At 59.2% G+C, this 26,315-nt stretch carries 24 protein-coding genes and 2 pseudogenes; 14 read left to right on the top strand and 12 right to left on the bottom strand.

What is annotated here, in order from left to right; translation table 11 throughout:
* Positions 1-14: 14 nt before the first annotated feature.
* Entirely contained in the window at positions 15-1,007 is a 993-nt protein-coding gene (locus tag JOE29_RS04650; RefSeq protein WP_044312119.1) for an NAD(P)-dependent oxidoreductase, read from the bottom strand.
* Between the two features lie 72 nt (positions 1,008-1,079).
* Positions 1,080-1,979 (bottom strand): LysR family transcriptional regulator ArgP, encoded by a 900-nt coding sequence (locus JOE29_RS04645; RefSeq protein WP_003395283.1) that lies wholly within the window; start codon positions 1,977-1,979, stop codon positions 1,080-1,082.
* Positions 1,980-2,073: 94 nt separating this feature from the next.
* On the opposite strand from JOE29_RS04645, the gene JOE29_RS04640 reads away from it, so the two are divergent.
* The 4 genes from JOE29_RS04640 to JOE29_RS04625 all read left to right on the top strand — a co-directional run bounded on the left by JOE29_RS04640 (position 2,074) and on the right by JOE29_RS04625 (position 7,445).
* Positions 2,074-2,676: a LysE/ArgO family amino acid transporter gene (locus tag JOE29_RS04640; RefSeq protein WP_210078837.1), complete on the top strand. Its 603-nt coding sequence runs from the start codon at positions 2,074-2,076 to the stop codon at positions 2,674-2,676.
* Between the two features lie 192 nt (positions 2,677-2,868).
* Positions 2,869-3,450 (top strand): superoxide dismutase [Fe], encoded by a 582-nt coding sequence (gene sodB / locus JOE29_RS04635; RefSeq protein WP_003313497.1) that lies wholly within the window; start codon positions 2,869-2,871, stop codon positions 3,448-3,450.
* A gap of 404 nt (positions 3,451-3,854) precedes the next feature.
* Entirely contained in the window at positions 3,855-5,906 is a 2,052-nt protein-coding gene (locus JOE29_RS04630) for a GGDEF domain-containing phosphodiesterase (protein ID WP_004416251.1), read from the top strand.
* A 180-nt stretch (positions 5,907-6,086) separates the two neighbouring features.
* On the top strand, positions 6,087-7,445 hold the full coding sequence (locus JOE29_RS04625) for an imelysin family protein (RefSeq protein ID WP_210078834.1): 1,359 nt from the start codon (positions 6,087-6,089) through the stop codon (positions 7,443-7,445).
* 130 nt (positions 7,446-7,575) lie between these two features.
* Here JOE29_RS04625 and JOE29_RS04620 read toward each other — a convergent pair whose 3' ends face one another.
* Positions 7,576-8,205 carry a pyridoxamine 5'-phosphate oxidase family protein gene (locus tag JOE29_RS04620; RefSeq protein ID WP_103362652.1) on the bottom strand — a complete coding sequence of 210 codons (630 nt, stop codon included), beginning with the start codon at positions 8,203-8,205 and terminating at the stop codon, positions 7,576-7,578.
* A 226-nt stretch (positions 8,206-8,431) separates the two neighbouring features.
* Here JOE29_RS04620 and JOE29_RS04615 point away from each other — a divergent pair, with 226 nt between their 5' ends.
* The 3 genes from JOE29_RS04615 to JOE29_RS04605 all read left to right on the top strand — a co-directional run bounded on the left by JOE29_RS04615 (position 8,432) and on the right by JOE29_RS04605 (position 12,108).
* Positions 8,432-9,859 (top strand): di-heme oxidoredictase family protein, encoded by a 1,428-nt coding sequence (locus JOE29_RS04615; RefSeq protein ID WP_074907262.1) that lies wholly within the window; start codon positions 8,432-8,434, stop codon positions 9,857-9,859.
* 61 nt (positions 9,860-9,920) lie between these two features.
* Positions 9,921-10,985 (top strand): imelysin family protein, encoded by a 1,065-nt coding sequence (locus tag JOE29_RS04610; RefSeq protein WP_003413318.1) that lies wholly within the window; start codon positions 9,921-9,923, stop codon positions 10,983-10,985.
* Positions 10,986-11,001: 16 nt separating this feature from the next.
* Positions 11,002-12,108, top strand: a complete 1,107-nt coding sequence (locus tag JOE29_RS04605; protein ID WP_210078832.1) for a DUF1513 domain-containing protein — start codon at positions 11,002-11,004, stop codon at positions 12,106-12,108.
* 18 nt (positions 12,109-12,126) lie between these two features.
* Here JOE29_RS04605 and JOE29_RS04600 read toward each other — a convergent pair whose 3' ends face one another.
* From JOE29_RS04600 to colR, 5 genes are all read right to left on the bottom strand, one after another.
* On the bottom strand, positions 12,127-12,354 hold the full coding sequence (locus tag JOE29_RS04600) for a hypothetical protein (RefSeq protein WP_201418405.1): 228 nt from the start codon (positions 12,352-12,354) through the stop codon (positions 12,127-12,129).
* Entirely contained in the window at positions 12,351-13,073 is a 723-nt protein-coding gene (locus tag JOE29_RS04595; RefSeq protein WP_122254925.1) for a lipopolysaccharide kinase InaA family protein, read from the bottom strand. Before JOE29_RS04595 ends, JOE29_RS04600 begins: the two co-directional genes overlap by 4 nt.
* A gap of 4 nt (positions 13,074-13,077) precedes the next feature.
* Positions 13,078-13,758 carry a class I SAM-dependent methyltransferase gene (locus tag JOE29_RS04590; RefSeq protein ID WP_210078829.1) on the bottom strand — a complete coding sequence of 227 codons (681 nt, stop codon included), beginning with the start codon at positions 13,756-13,758 and terminating at the stop codon, positions 13,078-13,080.
* Positions 13,759-13,958: 200 nt separating this feature from the next.
* Positions 13,959-15,248 (bottom strand): HAMP domain-containing sensor histidine kinase, encoded by a 1,290-nt coding sequence (locus JOE29_RS04585; protein ID WP_210078828.1) that lies wholly within the window; start codon positions 15,246-15,248, stop codon positions 13,959-13,961.
* On the bottom strand, positions 15,238-15,921 hold the full coding sequence (gene colR / locus JOE29_RS04580; protein WP_002555020.1) for a two-component system response regulator ColR: 684 nt from the start codon (positions 15,919-15,921) through the stop codon (positions 15,238-15,240). The genes JOE29_RS04585 and colR overlap by 11 nt, the downstream gene beginning before the upstream one ends.
* A gap of 177 nt (positions 15,922-16,098) precedes the next feature.
* Between colR and JOE29_RS04575 the strand changes: the two genes are divergently transcribed.
* Positions 16,099-16,839 carry a phosphatase PAP2 family protein gene (locus JOE29_RS04575; protein ID WP_003348163.1) on the top strand — a complete coding sequence of 247 codons (741 nt, stop codon included), beginning with the start codon at positions 16,099-16,101 and terminating at the stop codon, positions 16,837-16,839.
* An 82-nt stretch (positions 16,840-16,921) separates the two neighbouring features.
* On the opposite strand, the gene groL is transcribed toward JOE29_RS04575, so the two are convergent.
* From groL to JOE29_RS04560, 3 genes are all read right to left on the bottom strand, one after another.
* A complete protein-coding gene (gene groL / locus JOE29_RS04570; protein ID WP_003413326.1) occupies positions 16,922-18,565 on the bottom strand; it encodes a chaperonin GroEL in 1,644 nt (547 codons plus the stop codon).
* 49 nt (positions 18,566-18,614) lie between these two features.
* Positions 18,615-18,908 (bottom strand): co-chaperone GroES, encoded by a 294-nt coding sequence (locus tag JOE29_RS04565; protein ID WP_003304675.1) that lies wholly within the window; start codon positions 18,906-18,908, stop codon positions 18,615-18,617.
* A 256-nt stretch (positions 18,909-19,164) separates the two neighbouring features.
* Positions 19,165-19,659, bottom strand: coding sequence for an FxsA family protein (locus JOE29_RS04560; RefSeq protein WP_210078827.1), 495 nt, complete (start codon positions 19,657-19,659; stop codon positions 19,165-19,167).
* Between the two features lie 277 nt (positions 19,660-19,936).
* Between JOE29_RS04560 and JOE29_RS04555 the strand changes: the two genes are divergently transcribed.
* Entirely contained in the window at positions 19,937-20,695 is a 759-nt protein-coding gene (locus tag JOE29_RS04555; RefSeq protein WP_210078826.1) for an SDR family oxidoreductase, read from the top strand.
* Between the two features lie 54 nt (positions 20,696-20,749).
* Here the strand turns inward: JOE29_RS04555 and JOE29_RS04550 are convergent, their stop codons facing one another.
* Positions 20,750-21,757, bottom strand: a complete 1,008-nt coding sequence (locus JOE29_RS04550) for a DUF481 domain-containing protein (protein ID WP_003395309.1) — start codon at positions 21,755-21,757, stop codon at positions 20,750-20,752.
* Positions 21,758-21,915: 158 nt separating this feature from the next.
* Here JOE29_RS04550 and JOE29_RS04545 point away from each other — a divergent pair, with 158 nt between their 5' ends.
* From JOE29_RS04545 to tssI, 5 genes and pseudogenes are all read left to right on the top strand, one after another.
* The gene (locus JOE29_RS04545) at positions 21,916-22,272 is read left to right on the top strand and encodes an MGMT family protein (RefSeq protein ID WP_210078825.1); all 357 of its coding nucleotides are present in this window, start codon (positions 21,916-21,918) and stop codon (positions 22,270-22,272) included.
* A gap of 54 nt (positions 22,273-22,326) precedes the next feature.
* The gene (locus JOE29_RS04540; RefSeq protein WP_003413328.1) at positions 22,327-23,877 is read left to right on the top strand and encodes an AmpG family muropeptide MFS transporter; all 1,551 of its coding nucleotides are present in this window, start codon (positions 22,327-22,329) and stop codon (positions 23,875-23,877) included.
* Positions 23,878-23,905: 28 nt separating this feature from the next.
* The gene (locus JOE29_RS04535) at positions 23,906-24,238 is read left to right on the top strand and encodes a hypothetical protein (protein WP_024665049.1); all 333 of its coding nucleotides are present in this window, start codon (positions 23,906-23,908) and stop codon (positions 24,236-24,238) included.
* A 312-nt stretch (positions 24,239-24,550) separates the two neighbouring features.
* Positions 24,551-24,859 (top strand): annotated as a pseudogene (locus JOE29_RS25640) (contractile injection system protein, VgrG/Pvc8 family); the annotation flags it as partial.
* Positions 24,805-26,280 (top strand): annotated as a pseudogene (gene tssI / locus JOE29_RS25370) (type VI secretion system tip protein TssI/VgrG); the annotation flags it as partial. The pseudogenes JOE29_RS25640 and tssI, both read left to right, overlap by 55 nt.
* Positions 26,281-26,315: the final 35 nt, after the last annotated feature.

Below are 26,315 nucleotides of genomic sequence, written 5' to 3'. Positions count from 1 at the left end.
TGCTACTGCCGCATTCAGATGGCGTGCTGTGCCTGCCACCAGCCACAGAATTCATCCAGCGCCGCCCACAGGCTGACCTGAGGCTGATAATCCAGATAATGCCTGGCGCGGCTGATATCAAGCGTAAAATCCGTGTTCATGACCTGCATGCCCACTCTCGACAGGGTAGGTTCAGGTCTGCCCGGCCACAGCATACAGGCAGCCTCATTGATCGCCGCGGCGCTGTAGGCCAGCCCGTACGAACGATAACGGGTAGCCTGCGGCAAGTGCATCTGGCGCATCACGTAATTGATCGCGTCCCACAGCGGGACCGGCGTGCCATTGCTGATGTTGTAGGCCTTGCCCAGTGCCGAACCCGTTGCCAGCAAGCTGCTCAGCAGGGCTTCGTTAAGGTTCTGCATGCTGGTGAAGTCCACCACGTTCAAGCCATTGCCGACGATCGACAGGCGCCTCTTGCGCTGCATGTGCAGCAAACGCGGGAAAATGCTGTTATCGCCCGCGCCGGTGACAAAGCGTGGCCGCAGGGCAATGACTTCCAGCCCGAATTCTTCGGCACCAAAGACTTTTTGCTCGGCCAGGTATTTGGTGGCCGCGTAGTGATTGTGAAAGCGCTTGGGCACCTGCTCTTCCTTGATCCCGCGGTGCGAGTGCCCATCAAAGTAGATCGACGGCGAGGAAAGATGAACCAGCCGTCGCACCCTTTGTTTCAGGCAGCCCTCGACGATGTTTTCAGTGAGCTGCACGTTGCCCTGCATGAAATCCTGGCGACGTCCCCACGTACCGACCGAGCCTGCGCAATGCACGACCGCTTCCACGTCATCGCACAATGCGCGCACCAGATAGGGATCGGCGAGGTCGCCCTGGATAAACTCGGCACCGCGCCTGACCAGGTGCTCGACACCTTGGGCACGACGGCCATTAATCCGCACGCTCATGCCCTGCTCAAGGGCAAAACGCGCAAAGCGTCCGCCGATGAAGCCGCTCGCGCCGGTGACCAGAATCTTCATTTACCGCTCCATTAACGCGTCTGCAGGAAAGGAAACCCTGCCTGCATGGATTACACATGATCCTGTTGACGATCAGTCTTCGCTCAGCGGCACCAGCCAGTGAGCCGAATGTTGCGCAAGATGTTCGGTGAGGCGCGTCAGAAGCTGCCCACCATTGCGCCAATGATGCCAGTAGAGCGGCACATCGATGCAACGGTCCGGCAGCAATTCGAGCAGCGTGCCGTTGCGCAACTGGTCGCGCACCTGCAACTCGGGCGCCAGCCCCCAGCCCATCCCCGCCTCGATCATACGGATGAAACCCTCGGAGGACGGACACAAATGATGCTCGAAGCCGTCCTGAACACCCAGCAGTGCCAGATAACGATGCTGCAGAAGATCGTCCGGCCCGTATACCAGAGCTGCGGATCTGACGAGCGCTTCAGGGCTGACGCCGTCCGGAAAGTGGCGGGCGATGAACGCCGGACTGGCCAGCGCCCGGTAGCGCATGGCCCCCAGTAACTGGCTACGGGCCCCGGCCACCGGACGCTCGCTGCCACACAGGCAGGCCGCTACCTCACCGGCGCGCATACGCTTAAGGCCTACGTCCTGATCTTCGACAACCAGATCCAGCAGCAAACGGTGTTGCGTACAAAACGCGCCAATGGCTGGCGCCCACCAGGTTGCCAGACTGTCGGCATTCAAGGCGATGCGCAAACGCTCGGGCATGCCCTCCTCGTCCAGTGCTGGCACCTGACTTTGCAGGTCGCGCTCCAGCAAACGGACCTGCTGCACGTGATTGAGCAGCCGCCGGCCAATGTCGGTAGGGCTCGGCGGCGTGGCGCGCACCAGCACCGGCAGGCCTATGCGTGCCTCCAGCAATTTGATGCGTTGCGAGACCGCTGACTGGGAAAGTCCGAGCACCTGAGCGGCACGCTCGAAGCCGGCTTGCTCGATCACGGCCGCCAGCGCCGACAGCAATTTATAGTCGAACATCAGTTTTCCTAATGAGCGATGAAGATTATTGGTTTTCCTTATATCTCTCCACCCATAAGAATGGCCATCTGAATCTGCTCAACGGAACATCCTTATGTGGCAAAGCTACCTCAATGGGCTGCTGATCGCGGCAGGCCTGATCATGGCTATCGGAACTCAAAATGCTTTTGTGCTGGCTCAGGGCCTGCGTCGTGAACATCATGTGGCCGTGGCGATGCTGTGCATCGTCTGCGACGCCATCCTGGTAGCGGCAGGTGTGTTCGGCCTGGCCAATGTACTAGCACAGAATCCAACCCTGCTGGCGGTGGCGCGCTGGGGCGGCGTGATATTTCTCAGCTGGTACGGCCTGCAGGCATTGCGCCGCGCCTGCTCGCGGCAAAGCCTGGAGCACAGTGCAGCGGTCGGCAGAAAATCGCTGCGCACCGTGTTGCTCAGCGCATTGGCCGTCACCTTGCTGAACCCGCACGTCTATCTGGACACCGTGTTGCTGATTGGCTCGCTGGGCGCGCAACAGGGCGTACCTGGCGCGTATGTCGCCGGCGCAGCCAGCGCCTCGCTGCTGTGGTTCTCGAGCCTGGCCCTGGGCGCGGCATGGCTGGCTCCCTGGCTGGCGCGCCCTGCCACCTGGCGCATGCTGGACCTGATGATCACGGTGATGATGTTCAGCGTGGCCTTCCAGTTGATCCGCTCAGCCTGACGGATTTCATGACCGCAGAGTCAAACGCGTGGGAACCTCTATCCCACACAGTTGTTGCGTGGTTAAGGCGCAGACCCGGTGCTATGATCCGGGGTCTGCGCCGCAAAAGAGTAAAACTCCCGGTGCATGCTGTATCTGGCCGCCCGTGATCGGCCGTGCGACTACCGCAATTGACCTGAAAGGAGATAAACCATGGCTTTTGAATTGCCGCCACTGCCCTACGCCAAAGACGCTCTGGTGCCGCACATTTCTGCGGAGACTCTGGAATATCACCACGACAAGCATCACAACACCTACGTCGTGAACCTGAACAACCTGGTGCCTGGCACCGAGTTCGAAGGCAAGACCCTGGAAGAGATCATCAAGACCTCCTCGGGCGGTATCTTTAACAACGCCGCTCAGGTCTGGAACCACACGTTCTACTGGAACTGCCTGGCCCCTAACGCTGGCGGCGAGCCTACCGGCGCTCTGGCCGAAGCCATCAACAAGGCATTCGGTTCCTTCGACAAGTTCAAGGAAGAGTTCAGCAAGACTTCCATCGGCACTTTCGGCTCCGGCTGGGGCTGGCTGGTGAAGAAGGCTGACGGTTCCCTGGCATTGGCCAGCACTATCGGTGCCGGCAACCCGCTGACCAGCGGCGACACCCCGCTGCTGACCTGCGATGTGTGGGAACACGCCTACTACATCGACTACCGCAATCTGCGTCCGAAGTACGTAGAAGCGTTCTGGAACCTGGTCAACTGGGACTTCGTGGCCAAGCAATTCGCAGCCTGAGTCCAGCGTCATCGAAAAAACCCGGCCTTGCGCCGGGTTTTTTATGTTTTGCAGCCTGTACAGGCCGCTCACCAGACGCCTGTTTTACCGACGGCGTCGAACACCGGCCTGCCCGTCAGGCGAATCGCAAATCTTTTTTCGCCTGCCGCTCGTACTTTGTGTATTGTCAGAAAACGCTAGCTGACTCGTACCCCAACGTAATTCTCTATGACGTAATTCTTTACAGTGTTCTGCTCTAGTTACCTACATGGCCACCCGACACATTGAGGTGGCTTTGGCCAGCAGGTGCAAGGAACGCGAAGATCAGCAAGGCGCACCGGTTGTGACAAGGTCACAGCGTGCGGGTCTGGTTTTTCGAGGGTCATGAGGCAATATGCCCTGCGACACGAACTAAGGAACGGCCATTGAAGCTGGAACTCAAGAACAGCCTGTCGGTAAAGTTGCTGCGCGTTGTGCTGCTTTCGGCGCTTCTGGTAGGCATCCTGCTCAGCTGTGCGCAAATCGTCTTCGACGCCTACAAGACACGTCAGGCCGTGGCGAGCGATGCCGAGCGAATTCTCGGCATGTTTCGCGATCCTTCGACGCAGGCCGTCTACAGCCTGGACCGCGAGATGGGCATGCAGGTCATCGAGGGCCTGTTCCAGGATGACTCGGTACGCATGGCGTCCATAGGGCACCCCAACGAAAGCCTGCTCGCCGAGAAAAACCGGCCACTGAAAACCTCCTCTACCCGCTGGCTGACAGACATCATCCTCGGCCAGGAGCGCAGCTTCACCACTCAACTGGTAGGCCGCAACCCCTACAGCGAGTATTACGGCGACCTGCGCATCACGCTGGACACCGCCAATTACGGCGAAAGCTTTCTGGTCAATGCCGGAATCATCTTTATCGCGGGCGTGCTGCGTGCGCTGGCAATGGGGCTGGTGTTGTATCTGGTCTATCACTGGCTGCTGACCAGACCGCTGTCAAAGATCATCGAACACCTGATCGCGATCAATCCCGACCGCCCCAGCGAACACCAGTTGCCGCTGCTCAAAGGCCACGAGAAAAACGAACTGGGAATCTGGGTCAACACCGCTAACCAGTTGCTGGCTTCCATTGAGCGCCACACTTACCTGCGCCATGAGGCCGAGAACAACCTGCAGCGCATGGCGCAGTACGACTTTCTCACCGGCCTGCCCAATCGACTTCAATTGCAGACCGGACTGGACAGGATTCTGGAAGACGCGGGACGCCAGCAACACAGAGTGGCGGTTCTTTGTGTAGGTCTGGATGACTTCAAGGGCATCAACGAACAGTTCAGTTATCAGTCCGGTGACCAATTGCTGCTCGCCCTCGCTGATCGCTTGCGCGCGCACAGCGTAAGACTCGGCGCCCTTGCGCGCTTGGGCGGCGACCAGTTCGCGCTGGTCCAGTCCAACATCGAGCAGCCTTACGAGGCGGCTGAGCTGGCGCAAAATATTCTGGATGAGCTGGAAGCACCGTTCATCGTCGGTGATCAGCAGATTCGACTGCGGGCAACCATCGGCATCACGCTGTTCCCGGAAGACGGTGACAGCACCGAGAAGCTGCTGCAAAAAGCCGAGCAGACCATGACGCTGGCCAAAGCCCGCTCACGTAACCGGTATCAGTTCTACATCGCCAGCGTGGACAGCGAAATGCGTCGCCGCCGCGAACTCGAAAAAGACCTGCGCGAAGCCCTGCCACTCAATCAGTTGTACTTGGTCTATCAACCACAGATCAGCTACCGCGATCACCGTATCGTCGGTGTGGAAGCACTGATCCGCTGGCAGCATCCGGAGCATGGCCTGGTGCCGCCGGACGTTTTCATCCCGCTGGCCGAACAGAACGGCACCATCATCGCCATCGGGGAATGGGTGCTGGATCAGGCCTGCCGCCAACTGCGCGAATGGCTCGATCAAGGCTTCACCGATTTGCGCATGGCAGTCAATCTGTCGACCGTGCAACTGCATCACGCCGAACTCCCCCGCGTGGTCAACAACCTGCTGCAGATCTACCGCTTGCCACCGCGCAGCCTGGAACTGGAAGTGACCGAAACCGGGCTGATGGAAGATATCAACACCGCCGCCCAGCACTTGCTGAGCTTGCGCCGTTCCGGCGCCTTGATTGCCATCGATGACTTTGGCACCGGCTATTCATCCCTGAGCTACCTGAAAAGCCTCCCGCTGGACAAGATCAAGATTGACCGCAGCTTCGTGCAGGACCTGATCGATGACGACGATGACGCCACCATCGTGCGAGCCATTATCCAGTTGGGCAAAAGCCTGGGCATGCAAGTCATTGCCGAAGGCGTGGAGACCGTTGAGCAGGAGGCCTATGTGATGACCGAGGGCTGTCACGAAGGCCAGGGCTATCTGTACAGCAAGCCGCTGCCGGGTCGGGAGTTGCTGGCTTACCTCAAGCAGTCGCGTCAGGACCACGCCGCCAGCCTGTGAGCAGGCTTGCACGCTTCCGGCCATTCAGGTCATCTTGAAACCGACTGTTACAACCTGCCGGATGCCTGAACACGCCCACACAGGCGTTTTGCCTTTACATCGAATGCAAATCTTTCGCATTATGTCGCAGATTTTATGGGCGCACCCCCGCCATCACCTTTATCGACGCAGGATTCCGTCATGATTCGTATGCCTCTGGCAACCGCTAGTCTGTTGGCCATCGCTATCTCTCTCGCCGGTTGTGGCGAAGGCAAGGACAAGGCTGCCGCCCCGGCACCCGAGCCAGCCGCGGCTCCGGCGACGCCGGCTGTGACGCCCGCGGCCCCTGCTCCGGCAGCCGCTGCCCAGACTGACGATGCGGCGGCCAAGGCTGTGGTCGCGAACTACGCCAACATGGTGTCCGCCGTGTTCGACGATGCCGAGGCCGGCGCGAAAAAACTCAGCACTGCCGTCGACGCATTTCTGGCCAAACCCAACGATGAAACCCTGAAAGCCGCCCGTGAGGCGTGGATCGCTGCGCGTGTGCCTTACATGCAGAGCGAAGTCTTCCGCTTCGGCAACACCATCATCGACGACTGGGAAGGACAGGTTAACGCCTGGCCCCTGGACGAAGGCCTGATCGACTATGTGGCCAAGGATTACCAGCACGCGCTGGGCAACCCGGGCGCCACTGCCAACATCATCGCCAACACCGAAATTCAGGTCGGCGAAGACAAGGTCGACGTGAAGGAAATCACCTCCGAAAAACTCGCCAGCCTGAACGAACTGGGCGGTTCCGAGGCCAACGTCGCCACCGGCTACCACGCCATCGAATTTCTGCTCTGGGGCCAGGACCTGAACGGTACCGGCCCTGGCGCCGGCGCACGTCCGGCCAGCGATTACCTGCAAGGGGCTGGCGCAACCGGCGGCCACAATGACCGTCGCCGCGCCTACCTCAAGGCCGTCACCGACCTGCTGGTCAGCGACCTTGAAGAAATGTCCGGTAACTGGAAAGCCGGCGTGCCCGACAACTACCGCGCCACGCTGGAAGCCGAATCCGGCGAAAGCGGTCTGCGCAAAATGCTCTTCGGCATGGGCAGCCTGTCGCTGGGTGAACTGGCGGGCGAGCGCATGAAAGTCGCACTGGAAGCCAACTCCAGCGAAGACGAACACGACTGCTTCAGCGACAACACGCACAACTCGCACTTCTACAACGGCAAGGGCATTCGCAACGTTTACCTGGGCGAGTACACCCGTACTGACGGCACCAAGGTCAGCGGGCCGAGCCTTTCGTCTCTGGTCGCCAAGGCAGACCCGGCCACGGACGCCACCTTGCGCGCCGACCTGGACGACACTCAGGCCAAGTTGCAGGTCATCGTCGATCATGCGAACAAGGGCGAGCATTTCGACCAGTTGATCGCTGCCGGCAACACAGCTGGCAATCAGGTGGTGCGTGACGCCATCGCCGCGCTGGTCAAACAGACAGGCGCTATCGAGCAGGCGGCTGGTAAGCTGGGCATCACCGACCTGAACCCGGACAACGCCGATCACGAGTTCTGATCAACCGCGTTTGTTGCAGTAACGATCAATGCCGGTCAGTTCGCTGACCGGCATTTTTTGTGTCTGATCGACAGGCATCGTTTGCAACTGCCGTGCGCGTTGACCTGCAACATGGGCAGACTTCCAAGCATCAATACAACGTATCCGCAATACGCCCCGGCAACGCCTTGTCATAGGCTTCACCGTCGATCTGCTCCGCCGAAACCGCTTTGAGGATCTGCCCGGCAGTGGGTAGCGCACTGCGTTCGATGTGCTTCGCCGGGTCCCACAAACCGGACCTGATGGTCGCCCTGCTGCACTGGAAATACACGCTGGTCACTGAAATACGCAGGACAGACCTGGGCAACTGGCTCTTCACTGCGAAGCGCGACAGCAACTCGGGCTCAACCGATATCTGTGCGGTTCCGTTGACGCGCAGGGTTTCACCCACGCCGGGTATAAGGAACAGCAGCGCGACGCGCGGATCGTTGACGATGTTGCGCAGCGTATCGATGCGGTTGTTGCCGCGTCGGTCCGGCAGATAAAGCGTCTTGCTGTCCTCGATATACACCAGGCCCGCCTGATCTCCACGTGGAGAAGCATCAAGCCCGTCAGGGCCGGCAGAGGCAAGCACGGCGAACGGTGCCTGCTCGATGAAAGGCCGGTAGACCTCGTGAATGTGGTCAACTTCCTTGAGGAGCGAAGGAGGTGCGATCGGACCATAGATCGCTTCCAGTGCCTGGATGGTGGTCACGAACGCGCTGTTGTCCGGGTTATTCATTGGATAATCTCTGCTGGCCGTTGGTGTATGAATGCTGCCAGCGTCATGTGACTGATCGTGTGAAGCAGCCTGCGCAGCATAGGCAAAAACATCAGGACCCGACCAGCCTCAAAGATTCGTAACATCACATTGCACAACACGTCGCAAACGATAATCCCTCTTATTCAAACCGCACGAGGCTGATAAGCTTGCACGCCCCGATTTTTCGCCCCGTTGCAGGATGTTTATGAGTACGCGGCTCCGTCTATCACTTGCCTTGCTCACGACCCTGGTCCTGAGCGCATGCGATGACGCCCCGCGTTTCACGCATGCCGAGCCGGGAGAAGCCTTGTCGGGTGGCAGCGCCACCGTGAGGAAGAGCGACCAGAACGCGTTCTCGATGCCCTCGGCCAACCTGGCCCCAGTGCGGCGGCTGGACTTCAGCGTCGGCAACAGCTTTTTCCGCAGCCCGTGGGTGATTGCGCCGTCGACTACCACGGCTCGCGATGGGCTGGGGCCGTTGTTCAACACCAATGCCTGCCAGAACTGCCACATCAAGGACGGTCGCGGTCACCCGCCGGAGGCTGGCGACAGCAATGCCGTGTCCATGCTGGTCAGGCTGTCGATTCCCGATGACCCGGCCTATGCCGACCTCATAAAGCGCAACGGCGTGCTGCCCGAGCCGGTTTACGGCGGGCAATTGCAGGACATGTCGAACCCCGGCGTTGCGCCCGAGGGCAAGGTGCGGGTCGAGTACGATGCGCTGACGGTCGAGTTTCGCGATGGCACGTCAGTCGAGCTGCGCCAGCCGACCCTCAGGATCACCCAGTTGGGCTATGGCCCCATGCACCCCGATACTCACATCTCGGCACGCGTAGCCCCGCCAATGATCGGCCTGGGCTTGCTCGAGGCCATTGCCGATGATGCCATCCTTGCCAATGCCGACCCCGACGACAAGAACGCCGATGGCATCTCGGGACGTCCCAACTGGGTGTGGGACGACGCTCGGCAAAAAGTGGTGATGGGCAGGTTTGGCTGGAAAGCCGGACAGCCCAACCTCAACCAGCAGAACGTGCATGCCTTTTCCGGTGATATGGGGCTGACCACCAGCCTGCGCCCTTTCGATGACTGCACGCCGGCCCAGACCGATTGCCTGGCTGCACCCAATGGCAATGGCCCGGATGGCGAACCGGAAGTCAGCGACAACATCCTGCGCCTGGTGGAGTTCTACACCCGCAACCTGGGTGTTCCGGCGCGTCGCAAGGTCGACGACCCTCAAGTGCTGGCAGGCAAGAACCTGTTTTTCCAGGCGGGCTGCCAGCAATGTCACACACCCGCTTTCAAAACCCGTAGCGACGCCGCCGAACCCGAGCTGGCCAATCAGGAGATTCGCCCGTACAGCGACTTGCTGCTGCACGACATGGGCGAAGGGTTGGCCGATAACCGTACCGAGTTCCAGGCCACCGGTAGTGAGTGGCGCACCCCGCCCTTGTGGGGGCTTGGCCTGACCGGCACGGTAAGCGGACACACCCAACTGTTGCACGACGGTCGCGCGCGTAATGCGCTTGAGGCGATACTGTGGCACGGCGGCGAAGCCCAGGCGGCACAGCGCCAGGTTCTGGCTTTTGACACACAGCAACGTGAAGCGCTGTTGGCCTTCCTGAATTCGTTATGATTGCGCCCTTTGCAGAATCTTCCTGTTCACACATCTTCCTTTCAGAAATAAGGAGCCGGACATGTTCCGACCCAAGTTGTTGCTGACCAGCCTTGCGGCACTTGCCTTGGGTGCCTGCTCGCCATCCGACCCTCAGGCGGTGACGTCCGCAGCGATTGCCAAACAGGTCATCCTGCCGACCTACAGCCGTTGGGTGGAGGCTGATCGTCAGTTGGCAGCCAGCGCATTGGCGTTCTGCCAGGGCAAGACTGATCTGGCCACAGCCCGCGCCGACTTTCTGAAAGCACAGAAGACTTGGGCCGAGTTGCAACCGCTGTTGATCGGCCCTCTGGCCGAAGGCAATCGCGCCTGGCAAATACAGTTCTGGCCAGACAAGAAGAATCTGGTGGGCCGTCAGGTCGAGCAACTGGTGACTGCACAGCCGCAGATCACCGCTCAGGAACTGTCCAAGGCCAGTGTCGTGGTGCAGGGTTTGTCCGCCTACGAATACATCCTTTTCGACGCTGACATCGACATGGCCAACGCCGAGCAGAAAGCGCGCTATTGCCCGCTGCTGATGGCCATCGGTGAACGCCAGAAGCTGCTTGCCGAAGAAATACTCAACAGCTGGAACAGCACCGACGGCATGCTCGCGCAACTGAGCAAGTTCCCCAATCAGCGCTACGCCGACTCCCACGAAGCGATTGCCGAACTGCTGCGGGTTCAGGTCACCGCCCTCGACAGCCTGAAGAAGAAGCTCGGCACGCCACTGGGTCGTCAGAGCAAAGGGCAGCCGCAGCCCTTCCAGGCAGATGCCTGGCGCAGCAAGTCGTCGCTCAGCAGCCTGGAAGCCAGCCTGATCAGCGCCGAGACGGTGTGGACCGGTGTCGACAACAAGGGCTTGCGCAGCCTGCTGCCCGCCGAGCAGAAACCGCTGGCCGACAAAATCGATGCCGCCTACGCTAACAGCCGCAAATTGCTGTCGGAACTCAAACCGCCGCTGGCCGACCTGCTGGCCACGGATGCAGGACGCCAGCAACTCAATGCGTTTTACGACAGCCTGAATGCCGTACACCGCCTGCACGAAGGCGAGCTGGCCAAGGCCCTCGGCATTCAATTGGGTTTCAACGCCAACGACGGCGATTGATCAAGAGGTAGAGGTGATGTTGCGACGTCAGGCCATGGCGCTCGGCAGTCTTCTGCGCAGCGCCTGCACGCTGGGCGGCTGGACCCTGTTCAAGCAAAAGAACACACGCCCCTTGTTGCTTTCCGCTCGCGACGATGGCGACGGCAAGCACTATGCGGTGGGTTTCAAGCTCGACGGAACGCAGGTATTCGCGACCCGGGTGGGCCAGCGCTGCCACGACATCATCAATCATCCCGACCTGCCACTCGCGGTGTTCATCGCCCGTCGCCCAGGTACTGAAAGCTACCTGATCGACCTGCGCGATGGCCGCTTGCTGCAAACCATCGTGTCGCAGCCCGACCGCCACTTCTACGGCCATGCTGTGATTCATCGCGACGGCGAATGGCTGTATGCGACGGAAAACGATACCCGCGATCCAGGCCGCGGTTTATTGGGCGTCTACCGCTTCGTCGACGAGCGACTGGTGCACTCGGCCGAGATCCCCACGCATGGCATCGGCCCGCATCAGGTCTCCTGGATGCCGGACGGTGAAACGCTGGTGGTCGCCAATGGTGGCATTCGCACCGAAGCGGAAAGCCGGGTAGAGATGAACCTCGATGCCATGCAACCCAGCCTGGTCATCATGCAGCGTGACGGTACCTTGCTCAGCAAGGAAGCGCTTTCCCAGCAGATGAACAGCGTGCGCCACATGGGCATTGCCAGCGATGGCACCATCGTCGCGGGTCAACAGTTCATGGGCGACAGCCACGAGTTGGCCGAACTGCTGGCCATCAAGCGTCCAGGCCAGCCATTCCAGGCGTTTCCGGTGGCAGAAGAGCAATTGCGCGCGATGGCCCACTACACCGCCAGCGTCGCAGTGCACAGTGACCTGCGACTGGTGGCCCTGACGGCACCCCGCGGCAACCGCTTCTTTATCTGGGATCTGGACAGTGGCGCATTGAAACTGGATGCGCCGTTGCCGGACTGTGCGGGAGTCGGCGCTGTAGCCGACGGCTTTGTCGTGACCTCAGGCCAGGGACGCTGCCGCTTCTATGACTGTCGCAAGGCGCAACTGCTGGCCCAGCCCTTGGACCTGCCAGCCGGGTTGTGGGACAACCATCTTCATCTGGCTCAGGTGGGTTAGGTCAGGGAGCCCAGGGCTTCAGTTTTTGATCCCGGTACCCTGCGCCAGGCTGTACATGAACAGCAACAGGTCGTGATCCGGCTGTACGTTCACCAGATTCTTCGCCACGCGTGGCAGTGGGCAGTAGCCCTCGCCATGCTGCGTGGTGAGGATGCGGGTAGACGGTTGTTCAAGCGCCGCCACGGCGACCGTGGCAACTGCCAGTGCACCGAAGATAAACAGACCTCTTGCCATTTCTAGCTTCATGACTCTAAACCTTTGATAGAGCTGCCAAACGCTGCCTGGTAAAAGTAGATCAACTTCTGCCAGTCTGCAGCGCTGAATGACGAATGGCGTCGTAGCTGCTTCATATCGTGCTGGGCTGCGCCTTGAGCGGTAAGGCGGCGACGGCCCTTCTCGAGATCGAGCAAGGCGACCTCGACGTTGGCGTCCGCCCCTTCCCCCGTCACTCGCACGAAAATGTGCTTGATGTACAGACAGCTGTGCTGCCAGCGGCCCAGGTGCATGCGGGCCAGAGTGGCTGCCACTTCCTTGAGCACACGCTCATAGAACAGCTCGCCGTGACGCTCGCGCCCTCCGGCAGCCTGCCACTTTTCAATTTCCTCGAAGCCTTCCAGCGCTACGGTGACCAGCAATGCCCGCCAGGCGTTGTCCTCGCCGCGTTCGGCACCGCAAAACACCACTTCGGGGACGACGACGCCAAGTTTGCGAAGACCTTCAAGCGCCTCGCGCTCGCGCAGTACGGTGGGCCGGCCCAGCGGGTGCAGCAGGCTGCGGTAGATGTGACCTGTCTGACGTTTGGCATAGAGGGTCTGTCCATCGTCCATGACCAGCCGCTGCACACCACTTTCTCCACCGCGACGCACATTGGGTTCTTCAACCCATTCGCCACGCTGGCTCCAGAACTGATCGAACTCGTTCTGGATCGGGTTCACAACTGGTTCTTTCACGGACTGCAAACCCATCTTTTTACCTTTTACGTAGGACATAGACTCGCCACATGGCGTACATGGGCAGGAAATCCATTCGGTTCTGAATGCGAAATCCTGCCTGCTCAAATTCGGTTTCTGCGGTAACAACAGGTAACACAAAACGATTCTGGTAACTTTCCCGCCCGGTTTTTTGCTGGCGTTTGTTCTCGAGGCGCGCACGCTTCCATGCCTTGAAATTGCCATCCACCCAGAGGGAGACGATCACGCTGTCACGGGTTACGCGTTGAAACTCGCGCAATAGAGCCATCCGGTCGCTGGACTGACCGACGTGGTGCAACAAGCGCATGCAGAAGATGCTGTCTACTGCGTTATCAGGCAGGTCGATGGCAAAGGCAGATGTCTGCAAAGGTTGTACCCTTTTTACAACGTCTGCCGGCTGCGAGGCACAAGCGGTACTGAGCATGTCCGCAGAGTTATCGGCACCGATGATCGAGCGGTTCGGCTTCTCGGCCAATAGCGGCCAGAAGCGTCCAGCACCACAAGGCAGGTCCAGCACCAGGCCCGGGTCCCCGGCCATGTGCAGCGCCTTTCTCGCCAGCTGTTCATCGCGATGATGCGACAGCTTGCGCCAGATACCGTCCTGATGCTTTTCGAAGTACTGGCGGGCGTGTGTCTTGTCGTACTTTCGGGAAAACTCGAGTTCGATGCGATCGCTCATGAGAGCAGCTCCTGATGTTGATGGGCGCCAAACTAAAGGCACGGCCGTCACCGTCAGGTCATCTGAATGTGAAAAAAATGTTACCTTTTAACGTCAGGTGTTTCGAGATTTTACAGAGAGTTAGAGGCCGTGTGTGGCCAATCGACGAAGTGCAGTCGATTGGCCGCTACACAATGAGGCCGGTCTACTCGGGAGAAAGGTCAGGGTTTGATCACGTTGAGCGTTACCTTGAACCGGCAACCATGAGGTTCCATAGGGGTGAGATCGACGCTCCATCCCTGATTGGTACAAATGCGCTGCACCAGCGACAGCCCGAGGCCCAGCCCCTCTCCGCGCTGCTCGTTGCCACGTACGAAAGGCTCGAACATTGCCTCGCGTTTTTCCTCGGGAATGCCCACACCACTGTCTTCCACGGTGAAGCTTTCGGCGTGCAGGGTCAGCGCAATGAATCCGTGATCGGTGTAGTGCAGCGCATTGCGCAGCAAGTTGCCCATCACGGCATGCAGGAAGGTCGCGTTGTAACGAATATCGGACAGCTGGTCATCGGCAGGTGGCGTATAGGTCAACTGCAGCCCCTTGCTCTCTATCGGGTCACGCCACTGGGAGATCAATTGCTCGGCCACCCCGACCAGCGTGGCCTTGGGCGTCATGGCCGGGTCTTCGCGCTGGGTGCGAGCGAGCATCAGGAAGGTTTGCACCAGATCGCGCATTTCTTCGCAGGCACGCCCGATACGCTCGACCTGACGACGGCCTCGCAGATCGAGCGCAGGGTTTTCCAGCAGCAGCTCACAAGAGCTGGCCAGCACCATCAACGGCGTACGCAGTTCATGGCTTACGTCGCTAGTGAACATGCGCTCACGAATCAACGCCTGCCGCAAGCGACCCAATGTTGCGTCGAAGGCCACCGCCAACTCGCCGACTTCGTCAGCGGCATAGTCGGGCGCCAGTGGCGGTGCCAGTCCAAGCAACTGGTCACGGTGACGAACCTGCCGGGCCAGACGTACTACAGGCGCCATGACCCGGCGCGCCAGCACCCAGCCCAGAAACACCGCCAGCCCCAAGGCCAGAACGAAACCGACCAGCACGACGGCGAACAGCACCCGCTCACGCTCTTCAAAATCGCTCTGATCCTGCAACAGGGCGTAATGCCGGCCATCCACCACCTCGATCATGGCGTGGTAGGACAACGGCCCACGGAACACCTCATGGAAACCTGGCTCAAGGTGACGAATATCCTTGGGCAGGTCGAAGTCGCCCGGACCGTTGGTGAAATAGAACAACTGGTCGGGCTTGGGCCGGTGGCTCCAGTCGCTGACACTGTCCATCAGCATCAGACGATTGAGGTCACCACCGAGGCCGGCGGAAATCAGCTTTTCTTCGACCAGGTGGACGGTGGAGATGATTCCGATGGCGAACGACCCGGCGACCAGTGCACTCATCAATGCGAAGGCAATGATGATCCGTTGCGCAAGACTCTGTTTAAACTCCATCCCGGCCCTCGGCCAAGCGATAGCCCACGCCATGCACGGTCTGCAACAGCGGTTTGCCAAACGGTTTGTCGATCACCTGACGCAACTGGTGCACATGGCTGCGCAGGCTGTCGCTGTCCGGGCAGTCATCGCCCCACAGCGCTTCTTCCAGAATCTCGCGACGCAGCACGTGCGGGCTCTTCTGCATCAGCACGGCGAGCAGCTTGAGGCCGACCGGGTTGAGCTTGAGCATGCGCCCCTCACGCGTGACCTCGAGGGTGTCGAGGTCATAGACCAGATCGGCCACCTGCAAGGTACGCCGCCCGCCGCCTTGGGCACGGCGCAATACCGCTTCGATCCGCGCGGCCAGTTCAGACAGGGCAAACGGCTTGAGCAGGTAGTCGTCAGCACCGGAGCGGAAACCCTGCAGACGGTCGTCCAGCTGATCGCGGGCGGTGAGCATGATGACCGGCGTGTCGCGCCGGGCATCTTCGCGCAGACGCTTGCACAAGGTGTAGCCGTCGATGCCGGGCAGCATGATGTCGAGAACGATCAGGTCGTAGTGCTCGGTGGCTGCCAGATGCAGTCCTGAGAGGCCATCCTGGGCGCAATCGACGGTATAGCCTTTCATGCCCAGGTAATCGGCCATGTTCGCCAGGATGTCGCGGTTGTCTTCAACCAGAAGAATTCGCATAAAACACTCTCATATGCAGTTTGGGCTGGCGCAGCTTAAGACGAAGTGGGCGTGAGGGCCAGCGCCGAAATGGCATGACGTTTTTTTCACCTATGATTGATAAGGCTCATGACACACTTTGAGACGAACCGTCGCACACAATAATCGCGGCATGCCCTTCAAAGATCTGGATTCGATATGTCGAAAACCGTCGCCCCACCCTACTCCCGTTCGATCAACCCGTGGATTTACCTGGGTATCCCTGTCGCCGTAGCGCTGATCCTCATGCTGCTTGAACTGACGTCACTGGACATGGACATCGCCAAACTGGCCTTCGATCCCGTCAGCGGACAGTTCATCGGCAGGCACAGTTATTTTCTCGAAGACGTTCTCCACGACCGCGCCAAACAACTGGTCATGGTATTCGGCGCGGTGGCCATGATCGGCTTTGCGGCGTCCTTCAAAGTACAGCGCCTGATCCCATGGCGCAGGGAGCTGGGTTGCCTGGTGCTGTCCATGGCGCTTTCAACCGCCTTCGTTACCCCGGTGAAAGTGGTGACGTCAGTGCAGTGCCCCTGGAGCCTGAAAGAATTCGGTGGTCAGGAAACCTACAGCGAACTGTTGAGCCCACGCCCTGCGACCGATAAACCGGGACGCTGCTGGCCGGGCGGTCATGCGGCGACCGGCTTTACCCTGTTCGCGCTGTTCTTCGCTTTTCGCGACCGTCGTCCACGGATGGCGAAAATGGGCCTGGCTCTGGCGTTCGGCCTTGGAACGGTGTTCTCTGTCGGGCGGATGCTGCAAGGTGCGCACTTCTTTTCCCATAACATCTGGACCGCAGTGTTCTGCTGGCTGATCTGTCTGGGGGTTTATTACTTCGTGCTTTACCGCCCCGAACCCAAGGGGCTCGAGAACAGCAAGGTACAGCCGACGCATTGATTGATCCGGCACACAAAGACCATAAAAAAACCCCGCACAAGGCGGGGTTCTTTATGGGTGTAACGCTGGGGGTAAAGCTGGCTTACATCATGCCGCCCATACCACCCATGCCGCCCATGTCCGGCATGCCGCCGCCTGCTGGCTTGTCGTCAGGCACGTCAGCGATCATCGCTTCGGTGGTGATCATCAAGCTGGCGATGGAGGACGCCGCCTGCAGAGCAGAACGAGTCACTTTGGCCGGGTCAAGGATACCCATTTCGATCATGTCGCCGTATTCGCCGGAAGCAGCGTTGTAACCGTAGTTACCCGAACCCTGCTTGACCTTGTCGACAACAACGCTTGGCTCGTCACCGGAGTTGGCAACGATCTGGCGCAGAGGCGCTTCGACTGCACGACGCAGCAGAGCGATACCGACGTCCTGATCAGCGTTGTCGCCTTTCAGACCTTCGATAGCCTGCAGGGAGCGAACCAGTGCCACGCCACCGCCAGGTACCACGCCTTCTTCAACGGCTGCGCGGGTTGCGTGCAGGGCGTCTTCAACGCGGGCTTTCTTCTCTTTCATCTCGACTTCGGAACCGGCACCGACCTTGATCACTGCAACGCCGCCAGACAGCTTGGCCAGACGCTCTTGCAGTTTTTCCTTGTCGTAGTCCGAGCTGGTGTCGCCGATTTGCTGGCGGATCTGGGAGATACGCGAGTCGATATCGGTTTTCACGCCAGCACCATCGATGATGGTGGTGTTTTCTTTGTTCAGGATGACGCGCTTGGCATTACCCAGGTGTTCCAGGGTAGTGGTTTCCAGGCTCAGGCCGATCTCTTCGGAGATAACGGTACCGCCAGTCAGAACAGCGATGTCCTGCAGCATGGCCTTGCGACGATCGCCGAAACCTGGAGCCTTGACGGCTGCAACTTTCACGATACCGCGCATGTTGTTGACCACCAGAGTCGCCAGCGCTTCGCCTTCAACATCTTCGGCAACGATCAGCAGAGGACGGCCAGCCTTGGCGACTGCTTCCAGAACCGGCAGCATTTCGCGAATGTTGGAGATCTTCTTGTCGACCAGCAACAGCAGCGGGCTGTCTAGCTCGGCAACCATGGTGTCCGGCTTATTGATGAAGTACGGGGACAGGTAACCACGGTCAAACTGCATGCCTTCTACAACAGACAGCTCGTTTTCCAGGCCCGAACCTTCTTCAACGGTGATAACGCCGTCTTTGGTCACTTTTTCCATGGCTTCGGCAATGATGTCGCCGATGGAGTGATCAGAGTTGGCCGAGATGGTGCCGACCTGGGCGATTGCCTTGGTGTCGGTGCATGGCTTGGACAGCTTCTTCAGCTCGGCAACAATGGCGATGGTCGCCTTGTCGATGCCGCGCTTGAGGTCCATCGGGTTCATGCCGGCAGCGACAGCCTTCAGGCCTTCGTTGACGATGGCCTGAGCCAGAACGGTAGCGGTAGTGGTACCGTCGCCTGCATCATCGTTGGCACGGGAAGCAACGTCTTTGACCAGCTGCGCGCCCATGTTTTCGAAACGGTCTTTAAGCTCGATTTCCTTGGCAACCGAAACACCGTCTTTGGTGATCAGCGGAGCGCCAAAGCTTTTCTCGATGATAACGTTACGGCCTTTAGGGCCCAGGGTCGCTTTAACTGCGTCAGCCAGGACGTTTACACCGGCGAGCATTTTTTTGCGGCCAGAATCGCCGAATTTAACTTCTTTAGCAGCCATGATCATTATTCCTTGAATACTTAGTAGTAACGGAAGTCAGCGGGAGCACTCAGCCTTCGACGACAGCAAGAATCTCGTTCTCGCTCATCACCAGCAGGTCTTCGCCGTCTACTTTCACTGTGTTGCTGCCGGAATAAGGGCCGAACACAACCTTGTCACCCACTTTCACAGCCAGCGCACGTACTTCGCCGTTGTCCAGCACGCGGCCGGTACCCACAGCAACGATCTCGCCGCGGTTAGGCTTTTCAGCAGCCGAACCTGGCAGAACGATACCGCCGGCAGTTTTCGTTTCTTCTTCACTGCGACGGATGACGACGCGGTCATGCAGAGGACGAAGCTTCATTGTCGATCTCCTGATTATGTTTGTTTGATCGTCCGGTGAGTGCACCGGCCGGTTTAAATCCGGACTTGCCGGTTACGGTTCGACGCGCGAACCGCAGAATACGGTCTGGCCTTCAGGCCAGAAACCTTGCGGTGACCCATACATAAGGGCGAGCAAAGTGATTACAAGTCTTGGGTTGAATTTTTTTACACCCGAACCGGCTGGTCAAAACGAACGCGGCACCCTGAGGTGCCGCGCTGCCGGGGGGTGTGGAAGATTACTTGTCGCGATGCTCGAACTCGCCTTCGATGACGTCGGGCTCGCGGGTAGGCTGGTGAATCGCCGTCGGGCGATGACTCGACGCACCGTGATTGGCATGCGTCTGCAAATCATCGGCGAAGGCCCGCTGACGCATGGCCTGATCCTGGGCGCGCTGGCGGACCTTGTTGATCAGCAGACGACGGGTGATCGGCAGCAGGCAGATCACACCCAGAATGTCGCTGATGAAACCGGGCAACAGCAGCAGACCGCCGCCCACGGCAACCATCAGGCCTTCGAGCATTTCCTGGGCAGGCAACTCGCCACGCGCCAGGCTTTCGCGTGCACGCAGCGCCGTCGCGAAACCGGCCACGCGCATCACGAACAAGCCGAGCATCGACGTCGCGACGACCAGCAGAAAGGTCCAGAGAAAGCCGATGGACATCCCGACACGAACCAGCAGAAACAGCTCAAGTACCGGGAACAATAGAAACAGCAGCAAAAAAACACGCATCAAATGAGTTCCTCAAGGGAAGAATGCCTTCCGAGTAGACCGTATGTGATGTCAGAAGGTCGTTAATTCAAGCTCCCTGCATCTGGCTTACCGCTAAATTATGCGCACAAGTGAGCTGAACCAGGCCTTCACAAACGTGTATCGGTGTATTTCAGGGCTGGCGGCCCACCCGAGACGAACGCGCAAAAACAGCCTATAACGTGCTCTGGCTATGGCATAAGCACTCGCAACCCGCCAGTGATGCCATGGAAACGATCAACTGTGATTGGGCACGCATATGGAATTGAAAGACAAGCTGATAATCATCACCGGCGGCTGCCAGGGGCTGGGCAGAGCCATGGCCGAATACCTGGCCGGTAAAGGCGCCAACCTGGCGCTGCTTGACCTCAATCAGGAGAAACTCGATCAGGCCGTCGCCGCCTGCGAAGCACTCGGGGTCAAGGCTCGCGCCTATCTGTGCAATGTTGCCAATGAAGAACAGGTCGTCGACACGGTCAGCAAGGTCGCCAAGGATTTCGGCGCCATTCATGGCCTGGTCAACAACGCTGGCATTCTGCGTGACGGCCTGCTGGTCAAGGTCAAGGATGGCGAGATGACCAAACTGAGCCTTGCGCAATGGCAAGCAGTGATCGACGTCAACCTGACCGGCGTATTCCTTTGCACCCGCGAAGTGGCGGCGAAAATGATCGAGCAGAAGAGTCAGGGCGCGATCATCAATATCTCGTCGATTTCACGTGCGGGCAATATCGGACAGACCAACTACTCGGCAGCCAAGGCCGGTGTGGCGGCTGCGACGGTTACCTGGGCAAGGGAACTGGCGCGCTACGGCATTCGAGTGGCAGGCGTGGCGCCGGGGTTCATTGAAACCGAAATGACCGGCAGCATGCGCCCCGAAGCACTGGAGAAGATGACCTCGGCTATCCCGCTCAAGCGCATGGGCAGACCGGACGAGATTGCACACTCGGTGGCTTATATTCTGGAAAACGATTATTACAGCGGACGCATCCTTGAGCTGGATGGCGCAATGCGAATCTAGTCAGCCCGTAAAAGCAGCAGGCGACGCACAGGGTGTGCGTCGCCTGCCCTTCGCTTACCAGCTTACGCCGAAGCCAGCGGTGTAGCGTGTCTTGTCGACATCGCCATTGCTCGAACCACTGATGACATTCTTCTCGGCTTTCAGGTTAAGCGACGCCCAGTCGGTCACCTTGTAGCGCAGCCCCGCTTCGACATCCAGCGAGTAGTCGGCGACGGCGCTCAGCGGCTTGCCCAGCTCGCCATTGGTGAAGAATTCGACCTTCTTGCCAATCAGGTAGCGGTTGTAATCCCACGTGCCGGCAACGGAATAGAAGTTTTCCTTCTCGTCGTTGGAGAACTCGAAATCGGTACGGTTAAGCAGCGCACCGACCTTGAATGCACCCAGTTCGTCATCCCACAGCTGGTAACCTGGACCGGTACCGACTACGCGCTGACGAGACAGATCCTCGACCTTGTCGCGTTTGTAGCTGACGCGACCATCCCAGAAAAATTTCTCGGTCAGGAAGCGGTCCAGCGAGTACTCGGCGCTCCAGTTGTCAGTGCCGACTACGTCGTCGGTGGTCTCGCGGTTGTAATCGCCCTTGGCGTTATGACGCCAGTCGCCATGGCGAGCCGAGGTCTTGAAGGCGACGTTGTAATCATTGGTATCGTTTTCGGCCTGCTGGAAATCCAGCGCCGCATCAATGTTGCCTTTCCAGACAAGATCCGTGATAACCGGCTTGGGCTTGATGATCTGATGGATACTTGCCAGCTCGACGGTTTTGGGTGCATCGCCATTGGCCAGCACGACCTTGCCATCATCCGCTGCCTGCAGCGAATTGGAGACTTCGCCGCCATGCTCATCCTGCTTGACCAGCAACGGCTGATCGCTTTTCAGGGTCTTGACCTGTTTCCAGTCCAGCGCGATGGCACCACCGTATTCGGTCTGCAGCAATAATTTGCCGCCGTCGAACACCTTGATTGTGCCGGTCAGGCGGTCGCCATTCTTCAACCAGACGGTATCGGCAAGCAATGGAGTGGAAACAGCAGTGATTGCAAGGCACAACAGGGTTCTGGACAACATAAGCGATAACTAGGCTCTGTAAGGCGGGAATCGGGCATTTTCCTGCGGGGGAGGTGACGGGACGATCCATGTACCACCAAGCACGGTGGTAACTGACAGCCCGAACCACCAAAAGTTCACTGAACGACAATCAATAGCGTTTTATACAGGATTATCGCGTGACAGACCCGGACTTAACATTACTTTACCCTGCGGGACAATCGCCGAACGAGGCGCGACGCACCGCCCTCTACCTGACGATGGCGCAGATACCGGAAGGCAAAGTGGTCGCTTACGGGCAGCTCGCCGAACTGGCCGGCCTGGGCCGAGCGGCACGCTGGGTGGGTCGTACGTTGAGCCAGTTGCCGGGCGGTTCTTCGCTGCCCTGGCATAGGGTTTTGGGCGCCGGTGGTCGGCTCAGTCTGCCGCCTGGCAGCGTTTCCGGTGACGAACAACGGGCACGTTTGCGCGCCGAGGGCGTGACCATTGTGAATAATCGGGTTGATATGCAGCGCCATGGCTGGCGTCCCCTATAGCACAGCGGTTAGAGTGCGCCCTTTGTTTTCGTAACCTGAGGCAGATTCCAGCCCATGCCCCGTAAAACCTGGCGCGCCGCGCTCGCCGCATATGCCAGCCCGTCGACATTAGTGTTACTGCTGCTCGGATTCGCTGCGGGCATGCCTTATATGCTGGTCTTTTCGACATTGTCCGTGTGGTTGCGCGAAGCCGGTGTCGCGCGCGAGACCATCGGCTATGCGAGCCTGATCGGCCTTGCCTACGCCTTTAAATGGGTCTGGTCGCCATTGCTCGACCAATGGCGTCTGCCCTTGCTCGGCAAGCTGGGACGTCGTCGCTCCTGGCTGGTGCTTTCCCAGAGCCTGGTGATTCTGGGCCTGATCGGCATGGGCTTCTGCGACCCGCAAAAGCATCTCTCGTGGCTGATCGCGATTGCCGTGGTGGTCGCCTTCTCGTCCGCCACGCAAGACATCGCCATTGATGCCTATCGCCTGGAAATTGCCCAGGACACCCAACAGGCTGCCCTGGCCGCCAGCTATATGTCCGGCTACCGGGTCGCTGCACTGCTGGCGACTGCGGGTGCGCTGTATTTCGCCGAGGGCTTCGGCTCGACGGGCTTTGCCTACAAGCATTCGGCGTGGACCGGCACTTATGTGCTGTTCGGACTGCTGATGCTGCCCGCCCTGGTCACCACACTGATCATGCGCGAACCGCCGGTGCCGCTGCGCACCCAGCTGTCGGCAGCGCGCTATGGCTTTACGCACCAGCTGGCCTCGGTGTTCGTGCTGATTGTGCTGCTGGTCTCCGTACCGGCAATGTTTACCCAGCTTTACAATACCGACTTCGCCAGCGTGCTGTTCAACGGCACCAGCTGGATGGACCTGTTGCTGGAAGACCGGGCGTTTTTACGCGCGATTCTCTACACGCTTCTGACCATCGCCTGCCTGTCCTCGATGGGTCGCCGCGGACTGGCACCGGTGCTCACCCCGATCAACGACTTCATCATGCGCTACCGCTGGCAGGCGCTGCTGTTGCTGGGCCTGATCGCGACCTACCGGATGTCCGACACGGTGATGGGGGTCATGGCCAACGTGTTCTACATCGACCAGGGCTTTACCAAGGACCAGATCGCCAGCGTCAGCAAAATCTTCGGCCTGATCATGACCCTGCTGGGGGCCGGTATCGGCGGGCTGCTGATTGTGCGCTTCGGCATCATGCCGATCCTGTTCATCGGCGGACTGGCCTCGGCTTCGACCAATATCCTGTTCCTGTTGCTGGCGGACATGGGCCCGAACGTGAAGATGCTGATCCTCACCATCTCGCTGGACAACCTCAGCTCCGGGCTGGCGACATCGGCGTTCGTCGCCTACCTGTCGAGCCTCACCAACCTGAAATTCTCTGCCACGCAATACGCCTTGCTCAGCTCCATCATGCTGCTGCTACCGCGCCTGCTGGGCGGCTATTCCGGTGTGGTGGTGGAAAAGTACGGGTACCACAACTTCTTCCTGATCACCGCGCTGCTGGGCATTCCGACGCTGGTGATGATCATCCTGCAATGGAACCGAGAGATACGCACGGCGAAGACCGAGCCACCTCAAGAGGCTTCCGTTATCGACAAGCCCTGATCTCTGGCTACCTCATCAAGGAACAACATTGGACACTGAAAACAAAGCACGCGCTTTCAACCCCGTTCCCCTGATCCTTATCAGCCTGGGGATCTGGCTGCCGATCATCGGCACCCTGCTGAGCTCCTACCTGTCACAGGATCCCGCGACCCCTTCCGGGCCAATGGCCTTCGGTGGCGCGGTGGTTCTGCTCGCGCAGGTGGAGATCTTCGCCATCATCTTTCTGCTGGTTTATGCGTTCGCCGTAAAACCGTGGAGACTCTCCACAACCATACGTACGGTGTTCTCGATCAACGCAGTCGCCGCCGTTGTCGCGGCAATCGGCATTATCGTTACGCTGGCCAATATAAGCCTGCAGTAATCGCCGACTAAAAAAGCCCTGACGCTCACGCGCCAGGGCTTTTTTCATATCACGCGCCCTCCCCTTACAGTCTTTCCTCCTGGCGCCTCTCATTACACCGTAAGAAACGCACTACAGCTTTTTATGAATTGGCCGACGACATTGCTAGCCATTCCTCACTACCTCACTGCGGCATCAAGAGTAATGTCGCCCGGTAATGGCCCTTTGCAATTTAACTGTGTGCCCCCGGAAAGAAGTCTATAGACTCACCCACCTCTCTATATCAGCACTCTCGCCCGGAACGAGCGGCTGGTTTTATATAACGGAGCAACAATGTTAAAGGATCTAACGGCGCTGTTTGCGCCACAAAACCGTCGCCTGATCAAGCTGACGACCGTTGCCCGTGACGAACAGGAACTCCTGCTGGAACGTTTTTCCGGTACTGAAAGCCTGTCCGAGCTGTTCAGCTTCGAGTTGTCGATGATCAGCCGCGATGCCGGTCTGGAGCTCAAATCGCAGATCGGCCAGCCTGCACAACTGGCAATAGAACTGGCCACCGGCGAGTCGCGCTTCATCAATGGCTATATCAGCACCTTCAGCCTGGAAGGCAGCGACGGCGGTCTGGCACGTTACAGCGCCACACTGAGCCCTGGCTGTGGATGCTCTCGCGGCGCGTCGACTCGCGCATATTTCAGGAACAGACCATCGAAGCCGTTATCCGAACGGTATTTGCGGCCTATGGTGCGTTGCCCGATTTCGAGTTTCAACTCAGCCAGCCACTCAAGACGCACAGTTACATCACCCAGTACCGTGAAAGCGATCTGACCTTTGTATTGCGCTTGCTGGAACACGAAGGGCTATTCTTCTATTTCGATCACAATCAGGAAAAGCACACGCTGATCATTCTTGATCACTCGCGCGACCTCTCGCCCCTGCCGCAACAGCCGAGCATTCGTTATCACAGTGCATCCGTTACCGAGACAGCGGATTCGATTACCGAATGGCGCAGCCATCGACGTCTGCAATCGGGGCGCATGTCCATTCAGACTTTCGATTACAAGCAGCCGCGCAATTCGCTGCCGGTTGGCATGCCGAGTCTCAACGAGCAGGGCAACGTCGATTCGTATGAAGTGTATGACGTGCTCGATCACTACAGCCATGGCACCTTCAATGACGGTGAACGCCTGGTACGTCAGCGTCTGGAGGCCATTGAGGTTCAGGGCAAGACATTCACTGGCAACAGTAACTGCCGCGCCATGTACCCTGGCCACACCTTTGAGCTGACCCAGCATTTTGATCATGACCGCGGCTCCGCTGAAGATCGTAGTTTTCTGCTGATAACGGTCAAGCATGAGGGCAGCAACAATTACCTGTCGGACGAAGGCGCGGGCTACACGAACGAGTTCGTGTGCATTCGCCACAAGATTCCCTACCGTCATCCGATCACCGTCCCGCGCCCAAGCATTAACGGCCCGCTGAGCGCCATCGTGGTCGGGCCGGAAGGTGAGGAAGTGTTCACTGACGAGCTGGCGCGGATACAGGTCAGGTTCCATTGGCAGCGCGGCGACAGCCTGCCGCAAGGCACCACGTGGTTGAGGGTGGCGATGCCCAGTGCCGGCAGCGGCTTCGGGCATCAGTTCATGCCACGCATTGGCCAGGAAGTGTTGGTGACGTTTCTGGCAGGCGATATCGACCGGCCTCTGGTGACGTCGGTGCTCTACAACAACATTAATCTGCCGCCACGCTTCAGCAAGGCCTCGGGGCTGCCCGGTAATCGCACACTGTCGGGGATCCGCACCCAGGAACACAAAGGCAGCGGCTTCAACGAACTGCTGTTCGATGACACGCCGGGCTCACTGCGCGCACGCATGGGCACGACCCATCAGGCCACCGCCCTCAACCTGGGCAAACTGACCGACCCGCGCACTGACGGCACCGCCCAGCCACGCGGCAACGGCGCAGAACTGCGCACCGATGCCGCCATCGCCCTGCGCGCCGCGCAAGGCATGTTGCTGACCACCTACGCGCGTACCGACGCAAAAGGCTCACAGCTGGATCGCGAAGAGCTGCTCAAACTGCTGGCCGAGTGCGGCGAGCT

The organism is Pseudomonas sp. PvP009, from assembly GCF_017832995.1.
Taxonomy (GTDB): Bacteria; Pseudomonadota; Gammaproteobacteria; order Pseudomonadales; family Pseudomonadaceae; genus Aquipseudomonas; species Aquipseudomonas syringae.
This window is presented reverse-complemented; position numbering and strand designations above follow the sequence as displayed.

Excerpts from the sequence above, each read along its gene's own strand:
- JOE29_RS04650 (WP_044312119.1), bottom strand. The coding sequence starts at position 1,007 with ATGAAGATTCTGGTCACCGGCGCGAGCGGCTTCATCGGCGGACGCTTT.
- JOE29_RS04645 (WP_003395283.1), bottom strand. The coding sequence starts at position 1,979 with ATGTTCGACTATAAATTGCTGTCGGCGCTGGCGGCCGTGATCGAGCAA.
- JOE29_RS04640 (WP_210078837.1), top strand. The coding sequence starts at position 2,074 with ATGTGGCAAAGCTACCTCAATGGGCTGCTGATCGCGGCAGGCCTGATC.
- sodB (WP_003313497.1), top strand. The coding sequence starts at position 2,869 with ATGGCTTTTGAATTGCCGCCACTGCCCTACGCCAAAGACGCTCTGGTG.
- JOE29_RS04625 (WP_210078834.1), top strand. The coding sequence starts at position 6,087 with ATGATTCGTATGCCTCTGGCAACCGCTAGTCTGTTGGCCATCGCTATC.
- JOE29_RS04620 (WP_103362652.1), bottom strand. The coding sequence starts at position 8,205 with ATGAATAACCCGGACAACAGCGCGTTCGTGACCACCATCCAGGCACTG.
- JOE29_RS04615 (WP_074907262.1), top strand. The coding sequence starts at position 8,432 with ATGAGTACGCGGCTCCGTCTATCACTTGCCTTGCTCACGACCCTGGTC.
- JOE29_RS04610 (WP_003413318.1), top strand. The coding sequence starts at position 9,921 with ATGTTCCGACCCAAGTTGTTGCTGACCAGCCTTGCGGCACTTGCCTTG.
- JOE29_RS04605 (WP_210078832.1), top strand. The coding sequence starts at position 11,002 with ATGTTGCGACGTCAGGCCATGGCGCTCGGCAGTCTTCTGCGCAGCGCC.
- JOE29_RS04600 (WP_201418405.1), bottom strand. The coding sequence starts at position 12,354 with ATGAAGCTAGAAATGGCAAGAGGTCTGTTTATCTTCGGTGCACTGGCA.
- JOE29_RS04595 (WP_122254925.1), bottom strand. The coding sequence starts at position 13,073 with ATGGGTTTGCAGTCCGTGAAAGAACCAGTTGTGAACCCGATCCAGAAC.
- JOE29_RS04590 (WP_210078829.1), bottom strand. The coding sequence starts at position 13,758 with ATGAGCGATCGCATCGAACTCGAGTTTTCCCGAAAGTACGACAAGACA.
- JOE29_RS04585 (WP_210078828.1), bottom strand. The coding sequence starts at position 15,248 with ATGGAGTTTAAACAGAGTCTTGCGCAACGGATCATCATTGCCTTCGCA.
- colR (WP_002555020.1), bottom strand. The coding sequence starts at position 15,921 with ATGCGAATTCTTCTGGTTGAAGACAACCGCGACATCCTGGCGAACATG.
- JOE29_RS04575 (WP_003348163.1), top strand. The coding sequence starts at position 16,099 with ATGTCGAAAACCGTCGCCCCACCCTACTCCCGTTCGATCAACCCGTGG.
- groL (WP_003413326.1), bottom strand. The coding sequence starts at position 18,565 with ATGGCTGCTAAAGAAGTTAAATTCGGCGATTCTGGCCGCAAAAAAATG.
- JOE29_RS04565 (WP_003304675.1), bottom strand. The coding sequence starts at position 18,908 with ATGAAGCTTCGTCCTCTGCATGACCGCGTCGTCATCCGTCGCAGTGAA.
- JOE29_RS04560 (WP_210078827.1), bottom strand. The coding sequence starts at position 19,659 with ATGCGTGTTTTTTTGCTGCTGTTTCTATTGTTCCCGGTACTTGAGCTG.
- JOE29_RS04555 (WP_210078826.1), top strand. The coding sequence starts at position 19,937 with ATGGAATTGAAAGACAAGCTGATAATCATCACCGGCGGCTGCCAGGGG.
- JOE29_RS04550 (WP_003395309.1), bottom strand. The coding sequence starts at position 21,757 with ATGTTGTCCAGAACCCTGTTGTGCCTTGCAATCACTGCTGTTTCCACT.
- JOE29_RS04540 (WP_003413328.1), top strand. The coding sequence starts at position 22,327 with ATGCCCCGTAAAACCTGGCGCGCCGCGCTCGCCGCATATGCCAGCCCG.